This is a genomic window from Shewanella psychrophila, assembly GCF_002005305.1.
GTDB classification, from domain to species: Bacteria; Pseudomonadota; Gammaproteobacteria; order Enterobacterales; family Shewanellaceae; genus Shewanella; species Shewanella psychrophila.
The window spans coordinates 3,406,891-3,425,666 of the sequence record NZ_CP014782.1; the positions used below are offsets into that span (position 1 = coordinate 3,406,891).

16 protein-coding genes and 2 pseudogenes are annotated in these 18,776 nt (G+C 45.3%); 7 read left to right on the forward strand and 11 right to left on the reverse strand.

The features are described 5' to 3' along the window. Positions 1-22: 22 nt before the first annotated feature. Positions 23-253: pseudogene (locus sps_RS14670) on the reverse strand (LysR family transcriptional regulator); the annotation flags it as partial. Between the two features lie 180 nt (positions 254-433). Between sps_RS14670 and sps_RS14675 the strand changes: the two are divergent. Continuing rightward, positions 434-1,008 (forward strand): annotated as a pseudogene (locus tag sps_RS14675) (SDR family oxidoreductase); the annotation flags it as partial. A 261-nt stretch (positions 1,009-1,269) separates the two neighbouring features. Further along, the gene (locus sps_RS14680; protein ID WP_077753213.1) at positions 1,270-2,427 is read left to right on the forward strand and encodes a putative sulfate/molybdate transporter; all 1,158 of its coding nucleotides are present in this window, start codon (positions 1,270-1,272) and stop codon (positions 2,425-2,427) included. Positions 2,428-2,877: 450 nt separating this feature from the next. On the opposite strand, the gene sps_RS14685 is transcribed toward sps_RS14680, so the two are convergent. Continuing rightward, positions 2,878-3,336, reverse strand: coding sequence for a hypothetical protein (locus sps_RS14685; RefSeq protein ID WP_237157844.1), 459 nt, complete (start codon positions 3,334-3,336; stop codon positions 2,878-2,880). A gap of 429 nt (positions 3,337-3,765) precedes the next feature. On the opposite strand from sps_RS14685, the gene sps_RS14690 reads away from it, so the two are divergent. Beyond that, positions 3,766-4,485 (forward strand): endonuclease, encoded by a 720-nt coding sequence (locus tag sps_RS14690; protein ID WP_077755705.1) that lies wholly within the window; start codon positions 3,766-3,768, stop codon positions 4,483-4,485. Positions 4,486-4,504: 19 nt separating this feature from the next. Continuing rightward, a complete protein-coding gene (locus sps_RS14695; protein ID WP_077753214.1) occupies positions 4,505-4,759 on the forward strand; it encodes a hypothetical protein in 255 nt (84 codons plus the stop codon). 75 nt (positions 4,760-4,834) lie between these two features. Here sps_RS14695 and sps_RS14700 read toward each other — a convergent pair whose 3' ends face one another. From sps_RS14700 to sps_RS14715, 4 genes are all read right to left on the reverse strand, one after another. Continuing rightward, complete coding sequence (locus tag sps_RS14700; protein ID WP_077753215.1) at positions 4,835-5,599, reverse strand: hypothetical protein; 765 nt, start codon at positions 5,597-5,599, stop codon at positions 4,835-4,837. A 2-nt stretch (positions 5,600-5,601) separates the two neighbouring features. Beyond that, positions 5,602-5,808 (reverse strand): hypothetical protein, encoded by a 207-nt coding sequence (locus tag sps_RS14705; RefSeq protein ID WP_077753216.1) that lies wholly within the window; start codon positions 5,806-5,808, stop codon positions 5,602-5,604. 69 nt (positions 5,809-5,877) lie between these two features. Next, the gene (locus sps_RS14710; RefSeq protein WP_077753217.1) at positions 5,878-6,978 is read right to left on the reverse strand and encodes an alkene reductase; all 1,101 of its coding nucleotides are present in this window, start codon (positions 6,976-6,978) and stop codon (positions 5,878-5,880) included. Continuing rightward, entirely contained in the window at positions 6,975-7,379 is a 405-nt protein-coding gene (locus sps_RS14715) for a VOC family protein (protein ID WP_077753218.1), read from the reverse strand. The genes sps_RS14710 and sps_RS14715 overlap by 4 nt, the downstream gene beginning before the upstream one ends. 103 nt (positions 7,380-7,482) lie before the next feature. Between sps_RS14715 and sps_RS14720 the strand changes: the two genes are divergently transcribed. Beyond that, complete coding sequence (locus sps_RS14720) at positions 7,483-8,400, forward strand: LysR family transcriptional regulator (RefSeq protein WP_077753219.1); 918 nt, start codon at positions 7,483-7,485, stop codon at positions 8,398-8,400. A gap of 178 nt (positions 8,401-8,578) precedes the next feature. Continuing rightward, a complete protein-coding gene (locus tag sps_RS14725) occupies positions 8,579-10,636 on the forward strand; it encodes a TonB-dependent receptor plug domain-containing protein (protein WP_077753220.1) in 2,058 nt (685 codons plus the stop codon). A gap of 220 nt (positions 10,637-10,856) precedes the next feature. Here the strand turns inward: sps_RS14725 and sps_RS14730 are convergent, their stop codons facing one another. From sps_RS14730 to sps_RS14750, 5 genes are all read right to left on the reverse strand, one after another. Further along, a complete protein-coding gene (locus sps_RS14730; protein WP_077753221.1) occupies positions 10,857-11,840 on the reverse strand; it encodes a sensor domain-containing diguanylate cyclase in 984 nt (327 codons plus the stop codon). A 92-nt stretch (positions 11,841-11,932) separates the two neighbouring features. Then, positions 11,933-12,472: a response regulator transcription factor gene (locus tag sps_RS14735; protein ID WP_237157845.1), complete on the reverse strand. Its 540-nt coding sequence runs from the start codon at positions 12,470-12,472 to the stop codon at positions 11,933-11,935. 37 nt (positions 12,473-12,509) lie between these two features. Continuing rightward, on the reverse strand, positions 12,510-13,760 hold the full coding sequence (locus sps_RS14740; RefSeq protein WP_077753222.1) for a sensor histidine kinase: 1,251 nt from the start codon (positions 13,758-13,760) through the stop codon (positions 12,510-12,512). A gap of 59 nt (positions 13,761-13,819) precedes the next feature. Beyond that, entirely contained in the window at positions 13,820-14,740 is a 921-nt protein-coding gene (locus sps_RS14745; RefSeq protein WP_077753223.1) for a dTDP-4-dehydrorhamnose reductase family protein, read from the reverse strand. A 112-nt stretch (positions 14,741-14,852) separates the two neighbouring features. Next, on the reverse strand, positions 14,853-17,843 hold the full coding sequence (locus tag sps_RS14750; protein WP_077753224.1) for an alkaline phosphatase family protein: 2,991 nt from the start codon (positions 17,841-17,843) through the stop codon (positions 14,853-14,855). 260 nt (positions 17,844-18,103) lie between these two features. On the opposite strand from sps_RS14750, the gene sps_RS14755 reads away from it, so the two are divergent. After that, positions 18,104-18,712 (forward strand): HAD-IB family hydrolase, encoded by a 609-nt coding sequence (locus tag sps_RS14755; protein WP_077753225.1) that lies wholly within the window; start codon positions 18,104-18,106, stop codon positions 18,710-18,712. Positions 18,713-18,776 lie beyond the last annotated feature (64 nt).

Sequence of the window (18,776 nt, forward strand, 5' to 3'; positions counted from 1 at the left end):
GTCCAGATCGATTAGACCAGAATAGGGCTGTTCTGCAGCGAGTGAAAAACACCTCACCTTGCGCAGTCAAACGTTGGGCTCTTGTGGTTCTGGTGATAAGTGTCACCCCAAGACAAGACTCTAAATGAGTTAATTGCTTGGAGAGATGGGAGCGTGAGCAGTTCAATACCTCGGCGGCCTTAGTAAAGCTTCCCTGCTCAGCAATCACAGTAAACGCCTTAACATCAGCCAGATTTATCTCACTTTTAGTCATACCCAACTCTCATGCTCGACTCTCATATTTGAGATACGGATAATATTACGCTATTCGCAGCCAAATGGAAACAATCATGCTGTTTTTTGAGTTATATATAAACAATAATGAACACCCTATAATGCTTGCAACTTGATTGAACAGCTAGATAATCAGTCGATTCAATCCCTCTATTTAAGCAGGTTATGTATCAGCGTAGATGTCACTGACGATGAAGCCATTAAGGCTGCAATAGCTAAAGCAGTCAATAAGTCTGATCCCGTAGGCGGATTGATTAATAACGCCGGCATCATGTTGCTGGGTCAAGCCGACACTCAAGATCCAGCCAAATGGAGCCGTATGCTCAACATCAATATCATGGGTGTCCTCAACGGAATCCATGCAGTATTGGGCAATATGAAAGCCCGCAAAATAGGAACTATCATCACCGTTAGTTCGGTCGCTGGTCGTAAAACCTTCCCTAATCATTCAGCTTATTGCGCCACAAAGTTTGCGGTACATGCACTGACAGAAAATATCCGTGAAGAAGTGTCCATGGACGCTTAGTCACCATTGCACTTGGTGCAGTCGAAACAGAACTAGTGTCACACACCACCAGCGATGAGATAAAAGCGGGTTATGCTGATTGGAAAGAAGATATGGGCGAAGTTATCGCACCTGAAACTATCGCTGATGCTACTCTATTTGCTTACGAGCAGCCACAAAGCGTCTGTGTGCGTGAAATTGTATTGGCGGCGACTCGTCAGCAACCTTAAGACATACATATCCCAATCTCCCCCAACAAACAGCCAAGTCATTGACTTTGACGGTTTCATTTTATGAGTCTTAATTAACTAACAAGGAGTACCCATATCGATACAGTTCATCTTAGTTTATGGTCAACTTGTCCCATCCAAATGGTCTAAATAGCCATAATTGCCCCCTAAGCCCCTAAAATGCAGGTGTAAGAATTGGCACTATAATTGTATTCATATCTACAGATATTTAATAAGTGTTCTCTTCTCACGGCAAGCTATATGACATGCAAAAGCACATTTCTTAACAGGTGTGATCGATTCTCAGGTGAGCTCAGCGGAGCCTTCGCCGACTTAGGTACGTTTTTACCACTCGTTTTAGGCCTTATCGCCCTTAACCATTTTTCTCCCCAGGGGATCTTCATGGGCTTTGGCGTGTTTGCGTTATTTACCGCTTTTTACTACAGGCGTCCAATCCCAGTACAGCCCATGAAAGTGATCGCCGCCTTGGTTATTGCTCAAGGTTTAACCCCTGGCATGCTACAGGCCAGCGGCATGATGATGGGTATCATACTGCTTCTGCTCGCCTTTAGCGGTGCGATTAGCTGGCTGGCGAAGCAGCTCTCCCCTGCTATCAGCATAGGTATACAGCTCGCCATAGGTTTACAACTGATCTGGATGGGGGGACAGATGATGGGTGAAACCTGGTTTATTGGCATAACCGCTTTCGCCATCCTCTTTGTCAGTCGCTTCCTTCCCATGCGTTATCTGGCAATGCCTCTGGTATTAGCATCGGGCATGCTATGGCAGTTCACTAGTGGCATAGCACCTAGCTTTAACCTAAACGTCGACACTAGCTGGCAGCTAAGCTGGCCTAGTATCCACGAGTGGACCTCAGCAGCAGGTCTGCTGGTACTGCCCCAACTAGCGCTCACCCTAACCAATGCAGTGATCGCCACCACTGCAATAGCAAAAGATAAGTTTCCCGGTGATACCGTCAATGGCCAAGAGAACTTTACTCCAAAACGTTTAGCCACCAGCTCAGGCTTAATGAACCTTATCCTCGCCCCTTTCGGCGCCACCGCCATGTGTCACGGCGCTGGTGGCCTCGCAGTTCAGCACCACTTCGGCGCCAGAACCTGGATAGCTCCAACGATATTTGGTAGCACTTGCCTGCTAATCGCCCTCACTTGGGGTGAAGGAATAGCAAGCATGTTGTCACTCATTCCACTGGCAGTACTAGGCAGTTTATTAGCGATTGCAGGTTTACAACTCGCCTGGTCGAAGCGATTTATCGATGGCAGACCCTTCTGTATTTTCGTTATCCTCTCGACTGCCGCTATCTGCCTGCTAGTAAATACTGCTGCAGGATTGGCTGCAGGGTTTATCTTAGAAACGGCTCGACGACAATGGAGAGTGTTCTCGGATTTGAGAAGTTAAGATTTGTTTTGGGGTTTTGATCTTTGATTACCTTATTTGGGGAGTTGAAAGCCTTACCTTCATGGCTAGTTTATGCTTTGAAATCATATAGGCAATACTGGAGATAGAGCTTTCATCGTGATCTATAGCCTGCGGCTCGCTGAATGTGCAAACTCATCTGCAACACGGTGAATTTGGCGTAGCCAAGTGCTTATGAACGAGAGGCAAGGATGCCGAACTGGATTTTAGATAGGATATCATTCAAACACATTCCCTGTGGGCTCTACGACAGCATCTGATGTGAATGGGTTCACAAATGCCGCGGTGACCAGGTTGTCATAGAACGGCCATGTTGTCGAAGGTCGCAGCTGCGTTTACACTAGGTAATCACTCTCTTCGACTAAACTTGGCTAACCTTGTTTTCTAGACTTACTAGCTACATCATCCAAGTAACCTATCCGTTTAGCATACCTAACGCAGCCACTGGATGAGCTCGCTAGCACTTTTCAAAGCATACTGCCTTTTAATTAGGCGGCCAGATGGATCAAAGAGCAAAATCTCCGCTGGCTTGGCGTGGTATTTAGCGATCAATTGCTTGCCCTCAGGGGTTCCCACGCTGGCGATGAGAAAGAATACTTGCTCGTCAAGGTGCTCACTAAGATAATCGCGAGCTTCATTCATCTGCTCTGTCTGGCTGTTACTCACAGTAAGGCTAAGATCATAGACAAACACGACAGCAGATTTGCCTGTGCCTATTTGTTCATGGGTCGACTTAAAACCCTTAGGCATCACCGATATCAACAGCCCAATAATGATCACTATGGATGTGATAACGCCGATAGCAACCCAAGGCATTCGGCGAGTCACACCTGACTCAAATTTAGGCTCAGCTTCAGCCTTAGCTTTTTGCTTAGCGCTAGATGTATCCATGATAACAAGTCCCTCTTTTAACTTTTGAAAGAAACAACAATGTCATCAATTGTAATAAACCTATCTGAGCCAGAGATTAAATCTGGCCTCACCTATTCGAAAGAATCCAAACCTAATCAGCTAGTGCAAACCTATGGCTGTCAGCCCCTTATTTGTGTCATCAAGATTACCTTGCAGAAACATTGTCCCCTTCTTAATTAGAGGACAATCCCTATGAGTCTGTAGTGGGGCTTTAGTTTATTCCAGATTTTATTTTTGCCTGTATTTAACCGCTCTTCTCTGAATAGATTAGAACCCTTTCTTTTCTGCTCTCCTCACTGAATTCATCGCACTTTTATCTCAAAGAATGAATAAATTCATCTTCTTTAAAACATAACTACAAAGAGAAATTAATTGAATATCCAATCTGTTGCGTGTGTTGTCGCGCTAATGAGTGTGACCAACTTAGCCTTAGCATATGATGGCAACGGCACTAACCAGTCTTTCAGCAAAGCTAAGAAGATGCTTGAACATCAGGTATACCAGGACCATAGAGAGACCATCTATTGTGGTGCACATTTTAATGCCAAGAAGAAAATTTCACCTCCCCAAGGGTTCAGAACCTCAAAACACATCAAACGAGCTAAAAAGGTTGAGTGGGAACACATAGTACCTGCTGAAAACTTTGGTCGTGCATACAGTGAATGGCGCGATGGCAATGCCCTATGCGTTAATAACAAAGGAAAATCATTTAAGGGCCGTAAATGTGCGGAGAAAGTGAATAGCCAATATCGATATATGCAAGCCGATATGTTCAACCTGTTCCCGGCAATAGGCGCAGTGAATGCTATGCGTTCAAATTACAATTTTACCCTACTGCCAAGTGTTGTCAGTGAGTTTGGTTCATGCCAGATGAAGATTGACAACAAAAAATCCGAGCCTCCGGTGAGTGCAAGAGGCCGCATTGCCAGAACCTATATGTATATGGACAAAACCTACCCCAAATACGCCATGAGTAAACAGCAAAGACAACTGATGAATGCCTGGGATAAAACCTATCCGGTCAGTAGATGGGAATGTGAGCGGGTAAAGCGTATTCAAACCCTGCAAAAGAATCAGAACCCAATTACTCAGAGCCGTTGCGAAGCTGCTGGATTTTGGAATAAATGAAAGAAAGTCAGGAGGCGATATGAGTGTTTATTATGCCTTTGAATACCCCCATGGCAATGTAATCAAAGTGGGTGAGCCTAACCCTGTCACAGGTGATAGAAACATTAAGGGACAGCTATTTGCTTTCTCAAATAAAGGGAAACGGATAAATTTTATCAGCTCTGATGCTCCTTATCGTCGAGTTCCGATGACTCATAAAGGTGTCAGATATGTGCATTTAGGCATGTCACTTAAGACATACAAACATATGCTTACCAGCATAGAAGTATTGTAGGTCTACACTAGGTGCGAAAATATAAGAAGAGACCAAAGCTTGGAGAAGCCCAAGCTTTGATTGTAATCATTAAATCTATTCAGGCAGTCGACCAAATTCCACCTTGTCGATCTCTGGGTATTGCAACAAATTCAACTCCACCAAGGGACGGATTTTACCTATTGTGACAGAGACACCGGCCCAACCATCTTCATCCATCTCTAATATCACATAGGCAGTGCCATCCTTGACCTCATAATATTTCACCTCGCCAGCCATCTTATAGGGGCTGATTAGCTGAGCTACTGTTTGTGCCAACTGACGTGCCGTTACATCTTGGTCAATGGAGGTTTCGACCATCTTGGTTTTATCCAAGGGATCCTCCCCACCAACTTGAACAAATTCCACCATCCGCTCCTCATACAGCTCCATGTCTTGAGGTAAGATCATGTGAATCGAGCTGACATCGACAGCATCTTTCTGGCTGCTACATTGGAGCAACGCAGCTCTGGACTCTGCAACTGTCTCATTAAACTCATAGATAGAATTATCGTGATCTCGGCTAGCAGATGAATCAAGGTAATAAGGGAAACTAGCCGCCTTCTTAAGCACTAATGCATACTTGTCATTTGCATGGACAATATAATCGGAAAAGTTGATATGTTTCTGAACATCACACTGAGCGGTGTACTGGTCGAGCAAACGGAAAGCAATTAAAATTTCCCTATGAAAGCTATCCAACTCCTGGGTTATTTGCAGCCTTTTCCCTTGAAAATTTGCTAGCCCATAACCAGATAAAAATACTAAAATTAACAGTAATACTAAAGGTAGCCCCTTAGGAAAGCTCCGTTTCACACTCATATTTAATCCTTTGATTTCACTCTTACAACATTATTGAATTTATCATCAACAACTTCATCAAGTGGATCTCCCGCCGCTTCTTTACGCTTTCTCTGCTCTTGCTTGGCTCTCTCCGCATTCTTATAAACTGGCGTAGGGATAGGAAACATAGAGATAAGTGTAGAGACCGAGAGCACCTGGAATGCCGCATTGGCATTCCTTTGGCTCATGTTATCACGTGAAATAATCCAAACAGACTCACTAAGGTTAAAATGTTCAGGAAAACCTAAAGTAAAAAGTCAGGTGTTAATCTGATATTGCGGGTAATCGATATAGCCTTCAGCGCCACCACCAAACAGTGGTCCCTTATCGAAATTAGCCAAGGGTAGCTGATTACACAGACGATAAGGCAAATCAGGATTAGCAATAAATGAACGCCCAAATGCGACTAAATCGGCATATTCCTTAGTTAAGATCTCATTGGCTCGATTAACATCATAACGCCCCGCCACGATAATGGTGCCATGAAACACTTCTCTGAGTTCAACGCGAAATGATTCTGGGATCTGTGGTGCATCATCCCAATCCGCTTCAGATAAATGAACATAGCCAATATTCATCGTGCCTAATTGCTTAGCGGCTAACAAAATCGTCTCTACAATTTCAGGGCAGCCCATATCTTTAAAGGTCACAAAGGGGGCTAATCTAACACCCACTTTTGCGGCTCCAATTTTAACGCTGACCGCTTTGACTATTTCGATTAAAAAGCGAATACGTTTCTCTGGTGTTCCGCCATATTCATCAGCTCTATGGTTAGAGTTGGTACGTAAAAACTGATCGATAAGATAACCATTGCCACCGTGAATTTCGACTCCATCAAAACCAGCATCGATGGCATTTTTTGCCGCTAGGGCAAAGTCATTGACCACACGATCGATATCCCCTTGGTGCATTTCTCGAGGCGTTGGACAATCGACCATCTGTCCCTCTGGATTGGCCTCATCTACCACCCAAACTTGAGTATCTGTCGGCTTTATAGCCGATGGGCCTATCGGTGCCTGTCCCCGTTGAAAAACAGGATGAGATACCCGCCCCACATGCCATAGCTGATTGAAAATAGTGCCTCCCGCCAGATGTACTGCCGATGTGACTTTTTTCCAGCCCTCAACCTGCTCTGAGGTGTAGACTCCCGGCGTAAATGAATAGCCCTGACTATCATCTGAGATCTGAGTTGCTTCGGTGATAATTAAGCCCGTAGAAGCTCGCTGAGCATAATACTCAGCCATCATCTCATTGGGTGTATTGCCTGGCTGAGTCGTTCTCGAACGTGTCATCGGTGCCATCACCATACGATTACTCAATGACAGATGTGATTTTTTATAGGGGGTAAAAAGGCTCATAATAACTCCTGATGATGACTAAAAATATCGAATGCTTGTTGGCTGTTTACATGCTTGGTTTGCAGTTCAAACACAAGGTCGCCTAACTTGACGAAGACCTGCACTATGCTGCTATCCGGAACTTGGAAAATATTGTATTTCAATGCTTGCTGCTGCAACTTCATGGTTAGCTCAGGCAAACTCATATTGATGTCAAAAGCGATATGACCCAATCGACATGCTTGCTCTTCCTCTGATTCGATAATGTGAACTAAGGCTTGGTCACCTTGATATAACCATTGGCCTTTAAAAGGAAAGTTAGGCCTGCTACCTATCTCTAGTCCTAACACATCCACAAATATTTTAACGGCATCACTATGTGCCGATGCTAATAGATTGAGGTGGTTGAAGGTTATCGCCATAGGGATATTTCCCCTCCGATTGAAAACATGAGCTAAGTCTACCCCCGTTAACAATTTTTGATAATTAGGCTATTATTAAAATCATTTTCAAAAAATATTTGATATGTATCATCTCAAAGATCTCCATCTCGCCATCAGAATTGCCGATCTTCAAAGCATCTCGGCAGCCGGTCGCGAACTAGGTATGACACCAGCGGCGGCCAGCGCTGCGCTTCAGCGGCTGGAAAAACTGATAGACTGTCAGCTGTTTTCTCGCTCTACCCGCTCAATGACACTCACTCAAGAAGGGCAAGTTTTTATCGAGACGGGTCGTAAAGCTCTGGAATTACTTGAAGGTGCAAATACAGCACTGGCGGATAACCGAGGAGAGCTAAAAGGAGAGATACGTATCGCTCTACCTTCAGATCTAGGGCGAAACCTCATCCGTGGTTGGCTCGATGATTTTGCCAATCAGGCTCCCGACCTGACCCTCACTCTCTTGTTTGGCGATCATATGTCAGATCTCATCAATCAGAACCTGCATCTGGCACTTAGATATGGCCAGCTTGAAGACTCTAATCTTAAACGCCGCCAGCTAGCCATGACCCACAGGGTTGCCATAGCCTCCCCCGATTACCTCGCTAAGAGTGGAATGCCAAAAAACCCAAATGAGCTCAATCAACACCAAGTATTGATCCTCAATCGAGGCGGAAAACCTTGGAATAGGTGGCAATTCAGCCATAAGGGTGAAAGCTATGAGACCCATGTAAGGGGTAATAAGATAAGCAATGATGGTGCCGTCATTCGTGACTGGGCCTTAGCCGGTGAAGGCATAGCCTATAAGAGTTGGCTGGATGTTGCCGCAGATGTGCACCAAGGCAGGCTGGTATTACTCTTTCCCGATCAGCTGGCCGAGAAGATCCCACTACAACTTGTGTATCTGCAATCCGACTATCCAACACTAAAGATCAGAAAAACCATAGACTTTATCATCAAACGCATAGAAGATTTTTCAGAGACTTTTCCCTTAATAGTTAAGTAATCCCGCTTTATAGCACTGCACAAACCTGCCACTAATTTAACCGCCCCTGCGACAGCTTGTCGCAGTTTGGTGATTAGCCTTTGTCACTCATCCAGTTGACTGACACAATCCGCCGCGAACCAAGATGGTCACATCAAAAAACAAATTATCAACAGATAAATAAACGAAGATAAATACTATGACATCGCGCTTATCAATTATCTCATTCTCAATCTTTTCAGCTCTTTTTTCATCAGCCAACGCTTTCGCCGACGATGCAGGCTTCGAAGTTATCGAAGTCACTGGCCATCACGAAGGCAGCTATAGCTCAGTTTCGGCCGATACGGTCGCACCTAAAGCCGATATCAGTGGCTTACTGGAACAAGTTCCCGGTGCAGCAGTCAATGGTAATGGTCCGCTAACAGGCATAGCCCAATATCGCGGACTATATGGCGACAGAGTCAATACTCAAGTTAACGGTGTCACCTTAGCGAGCGCCGGGCCAAACGCCATGGACTCTCCACTGAGCTATGCCAGTTTAGTCAATAGCGAACGCCTTGAAATGACGCGAGGCATAGCACCGGTATCAGCAGGCACCGATACCATAGGCGGCAGCGTCAAGGTCATAGAATCTCAAGCTAGCTTCGATGAAACCAGTGGCAAAATAGCGGCACAATATCAAGATAATGGCCAGCGTGGTCATTTAGGCGCTAAGGCCAATATCGGTAACCAAGATCATGCCCTACTGGTTTATGCCGACATACTCAAAGGCGATGAAAATACCACCTCGGGTAATGGCAGTGAAATTTCACCCACCACATATGACAAGCAGATGTTTGGTGGTCAGTACCGCTTCAATCTGGGAACATCTAGTTCAGACAATGAGTCTATTGCTATAGGCTATCAGCACGTTGAAACCAACGAAGCCGGAACGCCGGCACTGCCTATGGATATCGACTTTATCCGCAGTGACAGGGTCAAGCTAGAAGGTGTTCATGATATTTCTAACTGGGAGCTCAATTGGCATCTGGCCTACAGCGATGCAACACATGGCATGGACAACTTCAGCCAGCGCATGAAGATGCCCTCCATGAATGCCAGATATAACAACGCCGACAGCACCAGCTTCGATGGCCTGGTATCTATAGGCAAAGACGCCTGGCTATTCGGGGTTGATACTCAGCTTAGTGAACATAATTCAGTGATCACCGATCCCACCATGGCCATGTTCCATGTGGATAATTTCAATGGTGTAACTGACGATACCTACAGTGCCTTTGCTCAGTGGCAGCAAGATATCGGCCAGTGGAATTGGCAACTTGGTGCGCGCGTTAAGCACTACATCACCGATGCCGATGAGGTAGAACACTCTATGGCTGGCAGCATGCCTGCGATTAAGATATTGATGGATAGATATAACAATGCCGACCGTTCGCAATCTCAAACCGGTGTCGATCTTGTGCTTAATGGCCGTTATCAAGTCAACAGCGAACTGAGCTGGATTTTAGGCTTGGCCCGTAAACAAGACAGCGCTAGCTACCAACAGAGATACCTCTGGGTACCAATGCAATCAACCGGCGGCTTGGCAGATGGACGCACCTATGTCGGCCAGATGGATCTGGACTTAGAAACAGCCTATCAAGTCGAAGTCGGCGCTGATTACACCAGTGGCGACTTTAGCTTCAGCCCGCGTATCTTCTTACACCGTATCAATGATTATATTCAAGGGGTTGCAGCAACAGACCCAGCAGTGATTATGGCGGCGCAGATGATGGGCGATGACAACCCCATGCAGTTTGATAACGTCGATGCCCAGCTGTTTGGCATGGATCTCACTGCGGCTTATCAGCTTAGCGACAGCTGGAGCCTGGATATGAATGCCAGCTATGTCAGTGGCGAACGTCGTGATATCGACGATAACCTCTACCGCATCGCTCCACCTAAGGTCATGCTTGGATTGAATTATCAAAATGGCAACTGGATAGCAAGAGTCGAAGGCCTAGGTGTCAGCGCTCAGAACAAGGTATCAGAGACTCAACTTGAAGAAACCACTGCCGGCTATGGCCTGATGAATGTATCTCTGGGCTATGACGCTGACAGTTGGATGATTAAAGCTGGGGTCAATAACCTGTTCGATACCGAATATGAAGATCATTTAGCCGGTTATGACCGAGTCATGGGTGGTGATTTGACGGCCGGCGAACGCATGCCTGGCACAGGTATGAACGCTTGGCTGACGGGTGAATACAGGTTTTAAATATTAGGTTTTAAATATTAGGTTTTAAGTTTTAAGTTTTAAGTTTTAAGTTTTAAGTTTTAAGAATATAGAACCTAGGTTCTAACCAATTTAGAAACTTGCTTTATTTTAGGGATTCCACTGCACTTTCCCTCCCCGAGGAGATAGCGTTATCAAACGCTATCTCCTCGGGGACTTTTTATTTGAAACAACTTTTTATTCCAAACAATAGAGAAATCAACTAGCTTCCTGCAAGTTTTCCCAGCTTGCGGATCAGCATCTCTTTATCTGCACTGTCGAGCAGTGACATGAAATCCAGCCTTAAGTCCACTTTTACATGCCCAATGGAAACTGAGTACTCCGGCAGAGCGCCGCAAGCTACTCCAGAGGTGATTCCATCTGTTATCCGCAGCTCAATTTTATTCAAATCATCTTCTTGCTCCATGACCACCAGAGCAACAAACTCATCCCCACCCATTCTACCTATCACATCAGTATGCCTCACACTCTCCTCCAGCGTATTGGCCAGATGTTGCAGCACCTCATCGCCGACATTATGACCGTGACGGTCATTGATGGATTTAAAATCATCCACATCGATGTAGAGCAGGCCTAAGTGACCCTGAGTACGCTGTGCCAGTCTGATCCTCTGCTCGGCTAACACTGAAAAACCACGTCGATTATTGATTCCACACAGAGGATCTGTGATGGCCAGTTTCTGCATCTGTTCATAGACGCCCAACATCGATAGGTCAGCCTCAAGAATATCCTTCAGATGACGGATCAGCTCAAGATAGGTCTCTTGATAATCTGTCTGCTTATAATCCATCACACAGAATGTGCCAAACCCTTTGCCGTTAGGCCAAAAGACTGGCACTCCAAGATAAGATGTAAAGCCATCATTATGGACTTCGGGATTAGTATCCCAGCAAGGATCGATAGGAGCGTTAGATACATATAACTCTTCGCCGGTTTCGACAATTTTACGGCAGAAAATATTCACTTCAGGCTCTATCACCACGCCTGCAGGATAGGGATTAGATGCTTGCTCACTGGCAATGGTAACCTGAAAACCAGAAGAGGTGTGTTGTACCAAAAAACCGGCTGGGGCATCGAAAAGTTTGGCCAGTAAGTTAACCGTCTTTTGCCATTTTTCGATTGAGATAAGATCGTTTGGGTTGTCGAGTAAAAACTTATCAGTTTCGAATACTGAACTGTGAGTCATCTTATGCGACCCTCTATATACAGGCTGTCATTAAAAACTACAGTGAAACACTCTATAATCATAGAAGAAATGAGCCGATTGTCTTATACGATTTATACCAATATGGGTTTTTTCAATAGTTTCCGTTGTAATGTACGCCTATGCATACCTAACTGCCTCGCCGTTGCCGAAACATTGCCTTTATTAGTATTGAGCACCTGCTGAATATGCTCCCACTCCAGCCGCTTAGGGTTTAGGGGCTTTTCATCTACAGGAGCAATGCTCCCTTCATCTGGCGTTGTATTTAATGCGTTAAGCAAGGTCTGAGTATCGACGGGCTTTGCCAGATAATTATCTGCGCCCATGCGAATGGCCTCGACGGCTGTGGCAATACTGGCATAGCCAGTGAGCAGCACCATCAACACATTTGGTAGATATTGTCTTAATGGCTCTATCAAAGCCAAGCCATTATCTTCGGCGAGTTTCATATCCAGCAGTATATGGCTTGGCATAAACTGTCTGGCTAGCAGTAGACCTTGTGTCGCATCATGGGCTTGCTGACACACAAATCCATGCCGAGTCAGGCGTCTGGCAAGCACGCCTGCAAAGGCTAAATCATCTTCTATGATTAATAACGTCTTTTCTTCAATCACTTCAGCTCCACAAGATTCGACTAGGATTCAGCATTAATTACGCCTCGATTACCGGCAGGGTCACTTCTGCTACAGCGCCGCCTTCTCGATGAGAACCTAAAATTAAGGTCCCACCGAGTCGCTCTAAACTGGCATGGCTCAACATCAAAGCCACCCCCATACCCGATGGACTATCAATTAATTTATGGCCTAATTGAGACACTAGGCCTTTAGGTATCCCTTGGCCGTAATCCCGCACTCTAATCCTTAGATTTAAGCTGTGGGGCTCAAGTGAAAACTCGATTCTGACTCTTTGCTCCGTTGTTTTTTCTTCGCTGGCACGAGAGGCATTTTCTACCAGAGATAATAGCGCGGGCAACAAGCTGGTATCTGTCTGAATTTGGGCTTGCTGAACTTCGGCATCGACTAATAGCTCAAGCTTAAGTTGAGGCATAAGCAATGTCAGTTGCTGTTTCAGCATGGTAATAAGGTCGCTCACCTGAGCTTCAACTTGCCTTTGCTCTCTGATGGATTCGGTAGCCAGTCTCAAGTCGGTTAAGGTATATTCACACCTTAATAGTGCAGCTTCCATCTCTTCTACTGCCTGATTGTCTGAACCTAGTTCTTCTGCGACCTCGTCCACCAGCAAACGTAAACTCGATAACGGAGTCGCGAGTTGATGCGCCATCTGAGCCGATGCGGTGCCTAAAGCTAACAGCTTCTCTTGCCTCAACTGTGCCTCTCTCATATAAGCAAGCTCAGCATCCTGCCTTCGCATACGTTTAGCAATAAAGGCCACACTCGTAGTAAGCACTAATGATGAAATAACAAAATTAAACCACATGCCTAAATAATGTGAACTCATATTCATGCCATGGTGTTGCATCTGACTATCAGGCACGGCATATAGCATCACACTATAGGCCAGAGTCGAGATGAAGGTCAGCGTCCAAGGCGCCCAGCGAGGCAAGATCACCGCCGCTATGGCTATGGGTAATAACAGCAGTGAAATAAATGCATTAGTGGCACCACCGGAAAAATAAAGCCAAGTGATCCAAAAGGCGGTATCGAGCAACAGGGCGACAAATAACCCTGAGTCCTTCGACATCAAGGGCTGTCTGATTGCAAACGTGACCGTCAGGTAAGCCGCCTCTAACAACAAGGCATAATTCAACACCGGGCTGAAGATAGACAAACCAAAAGTCTCGGCAGCAAAAAAGGTTAACCCCAGCTTTAACACGAACCCTAATATGCGCAAGAAGGCTAACTGATCCGAGGCTTTTAAATTCGGCACTAAACTCTTAGGCATAACGCACCTTAGATGGCAGTCGTTGACTGGCTGAAATTGGATACTTCATAGAAAACCCGTTAACTGAGTTTCAAACCAATCGCCGACAGCGCGGCTGTGGATGCCTTTAAGGCATCGAGCACACCGGACTTGAAATCGACCTGTGAGGCAATACCAAGCAATGCGAGCCTGTCACAATTTAAGGTGCAATCTTGAGGACGTTTAGCACTATCTGTTGGCTCAGAAACCGGGGTTAAGTGCCCGGTGCTGCGCTTGAGTAGCTCGCCTAAAGCAAGCAACATTTGGTACTTGCTCATGGTCTCTTTACCACTGAAATGATAGATCCCAGACAGGTCGAGCTTCGCAAGCTTTAGCTCAATCATCTTCTCGATGGCCATAGCAATATCTTGTGTCGATGTGGGACTACGCACCGCCCAATGGTCCACATCTTGAGCCTGTTTATCCATTAACTGATTGAGCAAGACTAGGATGGCAGATTCCGATACTTGCTCAACCTGGCCATAGAGAATAGGCAGCCTAAGTACGGCAAAGTCTTTGGAAGTTTCCTGCAACACCTGCTCACCTAACCATTTAGAATCACCATAGAAATTGACCGGATTTGGCTTGTCCGACTCATCATAATTTGGCGAAGTGCCATCGAAGACATAGTCAGTAGAAATATAGATGATCCAGCAATCATGCTTTTTAGCCGATTTGGCTAATGCCTTGGTCGCCCCTAAGTTCAGGGATAATGCTGCGCTGGGATCTCGCTCAGAAACATCAGGTCGACGCTCGGCGGCGCAATGCACTATTACATCGGGCTTATGATGACCAATAAACTCATCGACTTGGTCTGCTTGGGTGAGATCTAACTTGTATATACCAGCTTGAGCCCGGCTAAAACCCGTTGCTATCACCTGATGCAGCGGGTTTGATTCAATTTGAGCCTTTACCGTCCTGCCAAGCAAACCTGTCGCACCCGTTATCATGATGTTAGCCATCTTATCTCCGTACCGAACCTTGTATATTAAAGATTGGCTCAGTGTAATGAATTTCAAGCCAGAAGCACATCGATTTACACCAAGGTTTAACCGAGATTAATGAGCAAATCAGCTATTGAATATCTAGCTTGTTCAATAATGATGGATAACCCCAGCCATTCTCTCCCGGTATCACCTGCTCTCCAGTGAGGAATTCATACAAGGTTGGCGCCAGCGAGCCATTCTCCTCAATCTTGAATGTACTGGCATTCGGTCCTATGGGCGTCCCCCAAAAACCGATGAAGGCATCCTTCTCAGGAAAAGACTCACCAGCATGGCGACCCGGTACTTTAGTGTTGTAGCCAATGCCCGTCTTAGGAAATAGGTTAATCGTACCGGCGCGGGCTTCATCGTATAGTCTAGCGAGCTGATTGACCGAATCGGGACGGGGAGTAAATCGGGTTAAGTCTCGCCATTGTTCAACACTACACCAGGAGTTCACATCTTCGGCTTTCGCCTGAGTGATACATACATTTTTCAACTCAGAAAAATGTTCCATCTCTGCTTGAGAGGGAAGTTGTCGATATGGATTTAGCTTCTGAACATCCAGTAACTCAGGTGCTTCCCCTTTTAAGCTGGTATAGAGCAGCTTATCCCCTCTTCGTTCCACCAACTCATCGTGTCGAACCCCATCACGGTGACCTATAAGCCGTACCTGGCATCCATCAACTCTGCACGGGCGCTGGCGTAACACCATATAATCCAGAGATTCCGATAGGCTATTGGTCGTCTCAGTGACTATGTCTACGGTATCTTCTGACTTTAGCGCGTTAATAGGTAACCAGTGGATTAAGTCTTCATAAACAGGCTGCGCCTCCCATCCAGCCTTAGCATTGAAAAAGTCCATCATCATGTTGCCGCCTGCGGTCGACGCCACAACCACATCGATACCTTTGTTGCTCGCGTAATTTAGCGCATTGGTGATTTTGGGCCCTTCTCCTTCATCGGAAGAGATCTTCTTAACTAAGAGAGAATAGCCAAGCTTTTTCGACAAGCGATCAAACACTTGCTTCTCTGGGTTTAACGCATAAAAGACCGGAGATAAGCCGTGATCGCCAGCCATTCCCCATAGCGTCTGGGAATAAATACCTGCATTTTTATAGACCTGCTCAGTCTGGCCTAACCAATAATCCAGTCGATTCAGCTCGCCGGTAGGCATGATAATCTCATCACTGAATGGCCCGGTAAAATGAGCGAAATGATCCGGCCATGGGTTATAGATCAAGGTATGATCTGGCATACCCTTACCATCGAGCTTCGCTAGCTCTGAAATGGCGTTCTCAATTTTCCACTTCTTAGTCAATTTAGTGAACACATCCAAAAAGAAGATGCCTTGATAACCGCGAATATCCTCGATTAGTTCGGCTCTATCCTTCCTGAGTTTTACTTCAACCTTGGCTCGCTCCTGCAATTCTCTATTACAACGCTTCTCACCATAATCACGCTGCACCTCACCAAAACCTAAATTGACTAATCCGTCATAGCTAGTGTGCGCATTCCAGTCATATTGGCCATTACAGTTGAGTGTGATGAGATAGGCTAAACGATCGAACATGGTTCTCACTCCATGGCTCTCCATAAGGCGATCGAGTTGCAATGCATCATTGCCGAAAAAGTAATAGGCGCGATCATCTTGACGATCGACAAAATGAAAATTAGGGATCCCGGTCCCTCTATCTCCCGAGACTTTGGCCCCAGTTTTGATAATGGGTAGATTACGCACACTGATTGTTGGCGTAGAAGATATTCCGACCTGAGTAACAGACTCGGAATGCTGACGATATAGACGTTTAAAGAAGGGAAGATAATTAGTGTCGCTGTATTCCCCTTTGGCGAGCTCGGCCATAAATTTAACTTGTTGTCGATGCTCCGGCTCTTGGGTAACCTCAGTTTTAGGCTTAACTGTGGCTCCCTCTTGATGCAACTGATAGGCCTTATGGATAAAGGGTCTAGATTGATCCACCAAGCCTTCGACTAAGCTCTGCTGTAGACCATCGACAGTCACCTGCACCGAATATCGTCGCGTCTGCTGTGATTGTAGAAAACCAATCAAGCCATCACTATTATCATCGAAGGTGTCCTGCATCCAGGCATTTAATGCCTGCTCACGCTCAGTTTTGAACACAAATTGACGGTAGGCCTTGAGTACATTTAAGCGCACAAAATCTATCAGAGTAATAGTTAACGCCTGAGCCTTATTATTGACCTTATCTCGGTTTTCCGGCTTATTATCTGCGATGATGGCAAGCATCGAAGCTTTCATCTCGCCCTCATCCATACCACCAGCCGCCTCTGACATGATATCGATAATGATAGGCTGAATCTTTTCTACTAACAGTAAGTCAGCTGAACTCTGAGTGAGATAGGTATACTTAGCTGGCACGGCATCCATATCCTGCCACATACCAATATCGACTAATGCATCATATATGGTGACCATAGATGAAATAAAGTGGCGATCGGCTTTTATACCTTGGGCTTGGCCACTCTGGTGTTTAACAGATGCCTGTTTAGCTAGTTCCTGTTTTATTAGATCTGGTTTGCTCGATTCCGGCTCATCTAATTCAGACTGTTTTGCACCTGCTGCGCCAGAAGCCTTATCTTTTTCAGGCTCAGTGCCAAAATGATAGAGACTGTGCTCAAATTGTTTAAGCTGCTCTTCATCATAGACGCTAGCCAAGTGCTGCTTAAATTCATCTTCACTACTCAGGCCGGTATATCGGCCGTAAAAGCTGTAGAGGAAATGACCCAGAGGGATCGCATAGGTAGGATCGCTGAGCTGGGCAATGACTCGCGCTTTGACTTTTTTATCCAGAGGCAGGGTTAAAATATATGCATCGAGCGAGACGCCACCAATAGTAAATAAGGCAACATCTCTTGTCAGCTTAGTAGAATAGCTCAGTGAAGAGACAATCTGATCTCTCATAATCTCACTGGCATTAAATACACCACCAATGACAGGCGTATCACCGATATCGGCCCAAGCTGAGGAACTTAACAGAGACACAGAAACAAGAGCCCATTTACCTAGCCCACACCAATAAGATTTAGCACAAATATCCATATACAGCTCATAACCACAAGAATCCCAGAGCCTGCAATGATTGCATACTTCATCGGCAACTCAAATTTTGGTTACACTCGACTTAAGATTTATCTTTGTAATCATTAAAGACTTAGTTAATCTGGTGCCTAAGGCTCAGCAATAAGTGACGAGCACTTAGGGTTAAACTGAGATCACAGCAATAACTTGTATAACCCAGTTTTATCCACTGGCATGAGCAGCTGTCATGTCAAAATCTAAACAAGCTGGATACTCAAAAGATGCAGAATAATAAACCTTGTTTAGCACTATTCGATTTCGATGGCACTATCACTCGCTCCGACATGTTCTCTAAATTTATCCGGCATTCGGTGAAAAAAAGACGATTCTTATTATGGGGGAGCATTATCCTTCCCTTCTTTATCGCTTATAAATTTAGCTTATTTCCAGCTAAACGATTACGTCCCATGGTCGCTTATATGGCTTTTAAGGGGCGTTCGAGTAAGCATCTCGATGCTTTAGGCAACAATTATGCTCAAAATACTATTCCCCTTTATCTCAGAGATATAGCCTTAGAAAAAGTCCATTGGCACTTATCCCGTGGTGATAATGTTGTGCTCGTGTCTGCATCTCTGGATATCTACTTAAAATTTTGGTGTGACGCCATGAAGATAGAACTGATATGCAGTGAGATGGAATTGATTGATGGAAAATATTCCGGTCACTATTTAACAGGTGATTGCAGCGGCGATAGGAAAGCAGAAAAAATTAAGGCAAGATTCAATCTCGAAGACTATCAGAAGATTTACGCCTATGGTGATACCCATCAAGATCTGGCAATGCTGGCCCTTGCCGATGAAGCCTACATGAACTGGATACGTCATAACTAAAGCTTGCTCGACGATAAAACACTTGCAGCATATTAAATATTCTCTGACGATTAATATTTTGCAA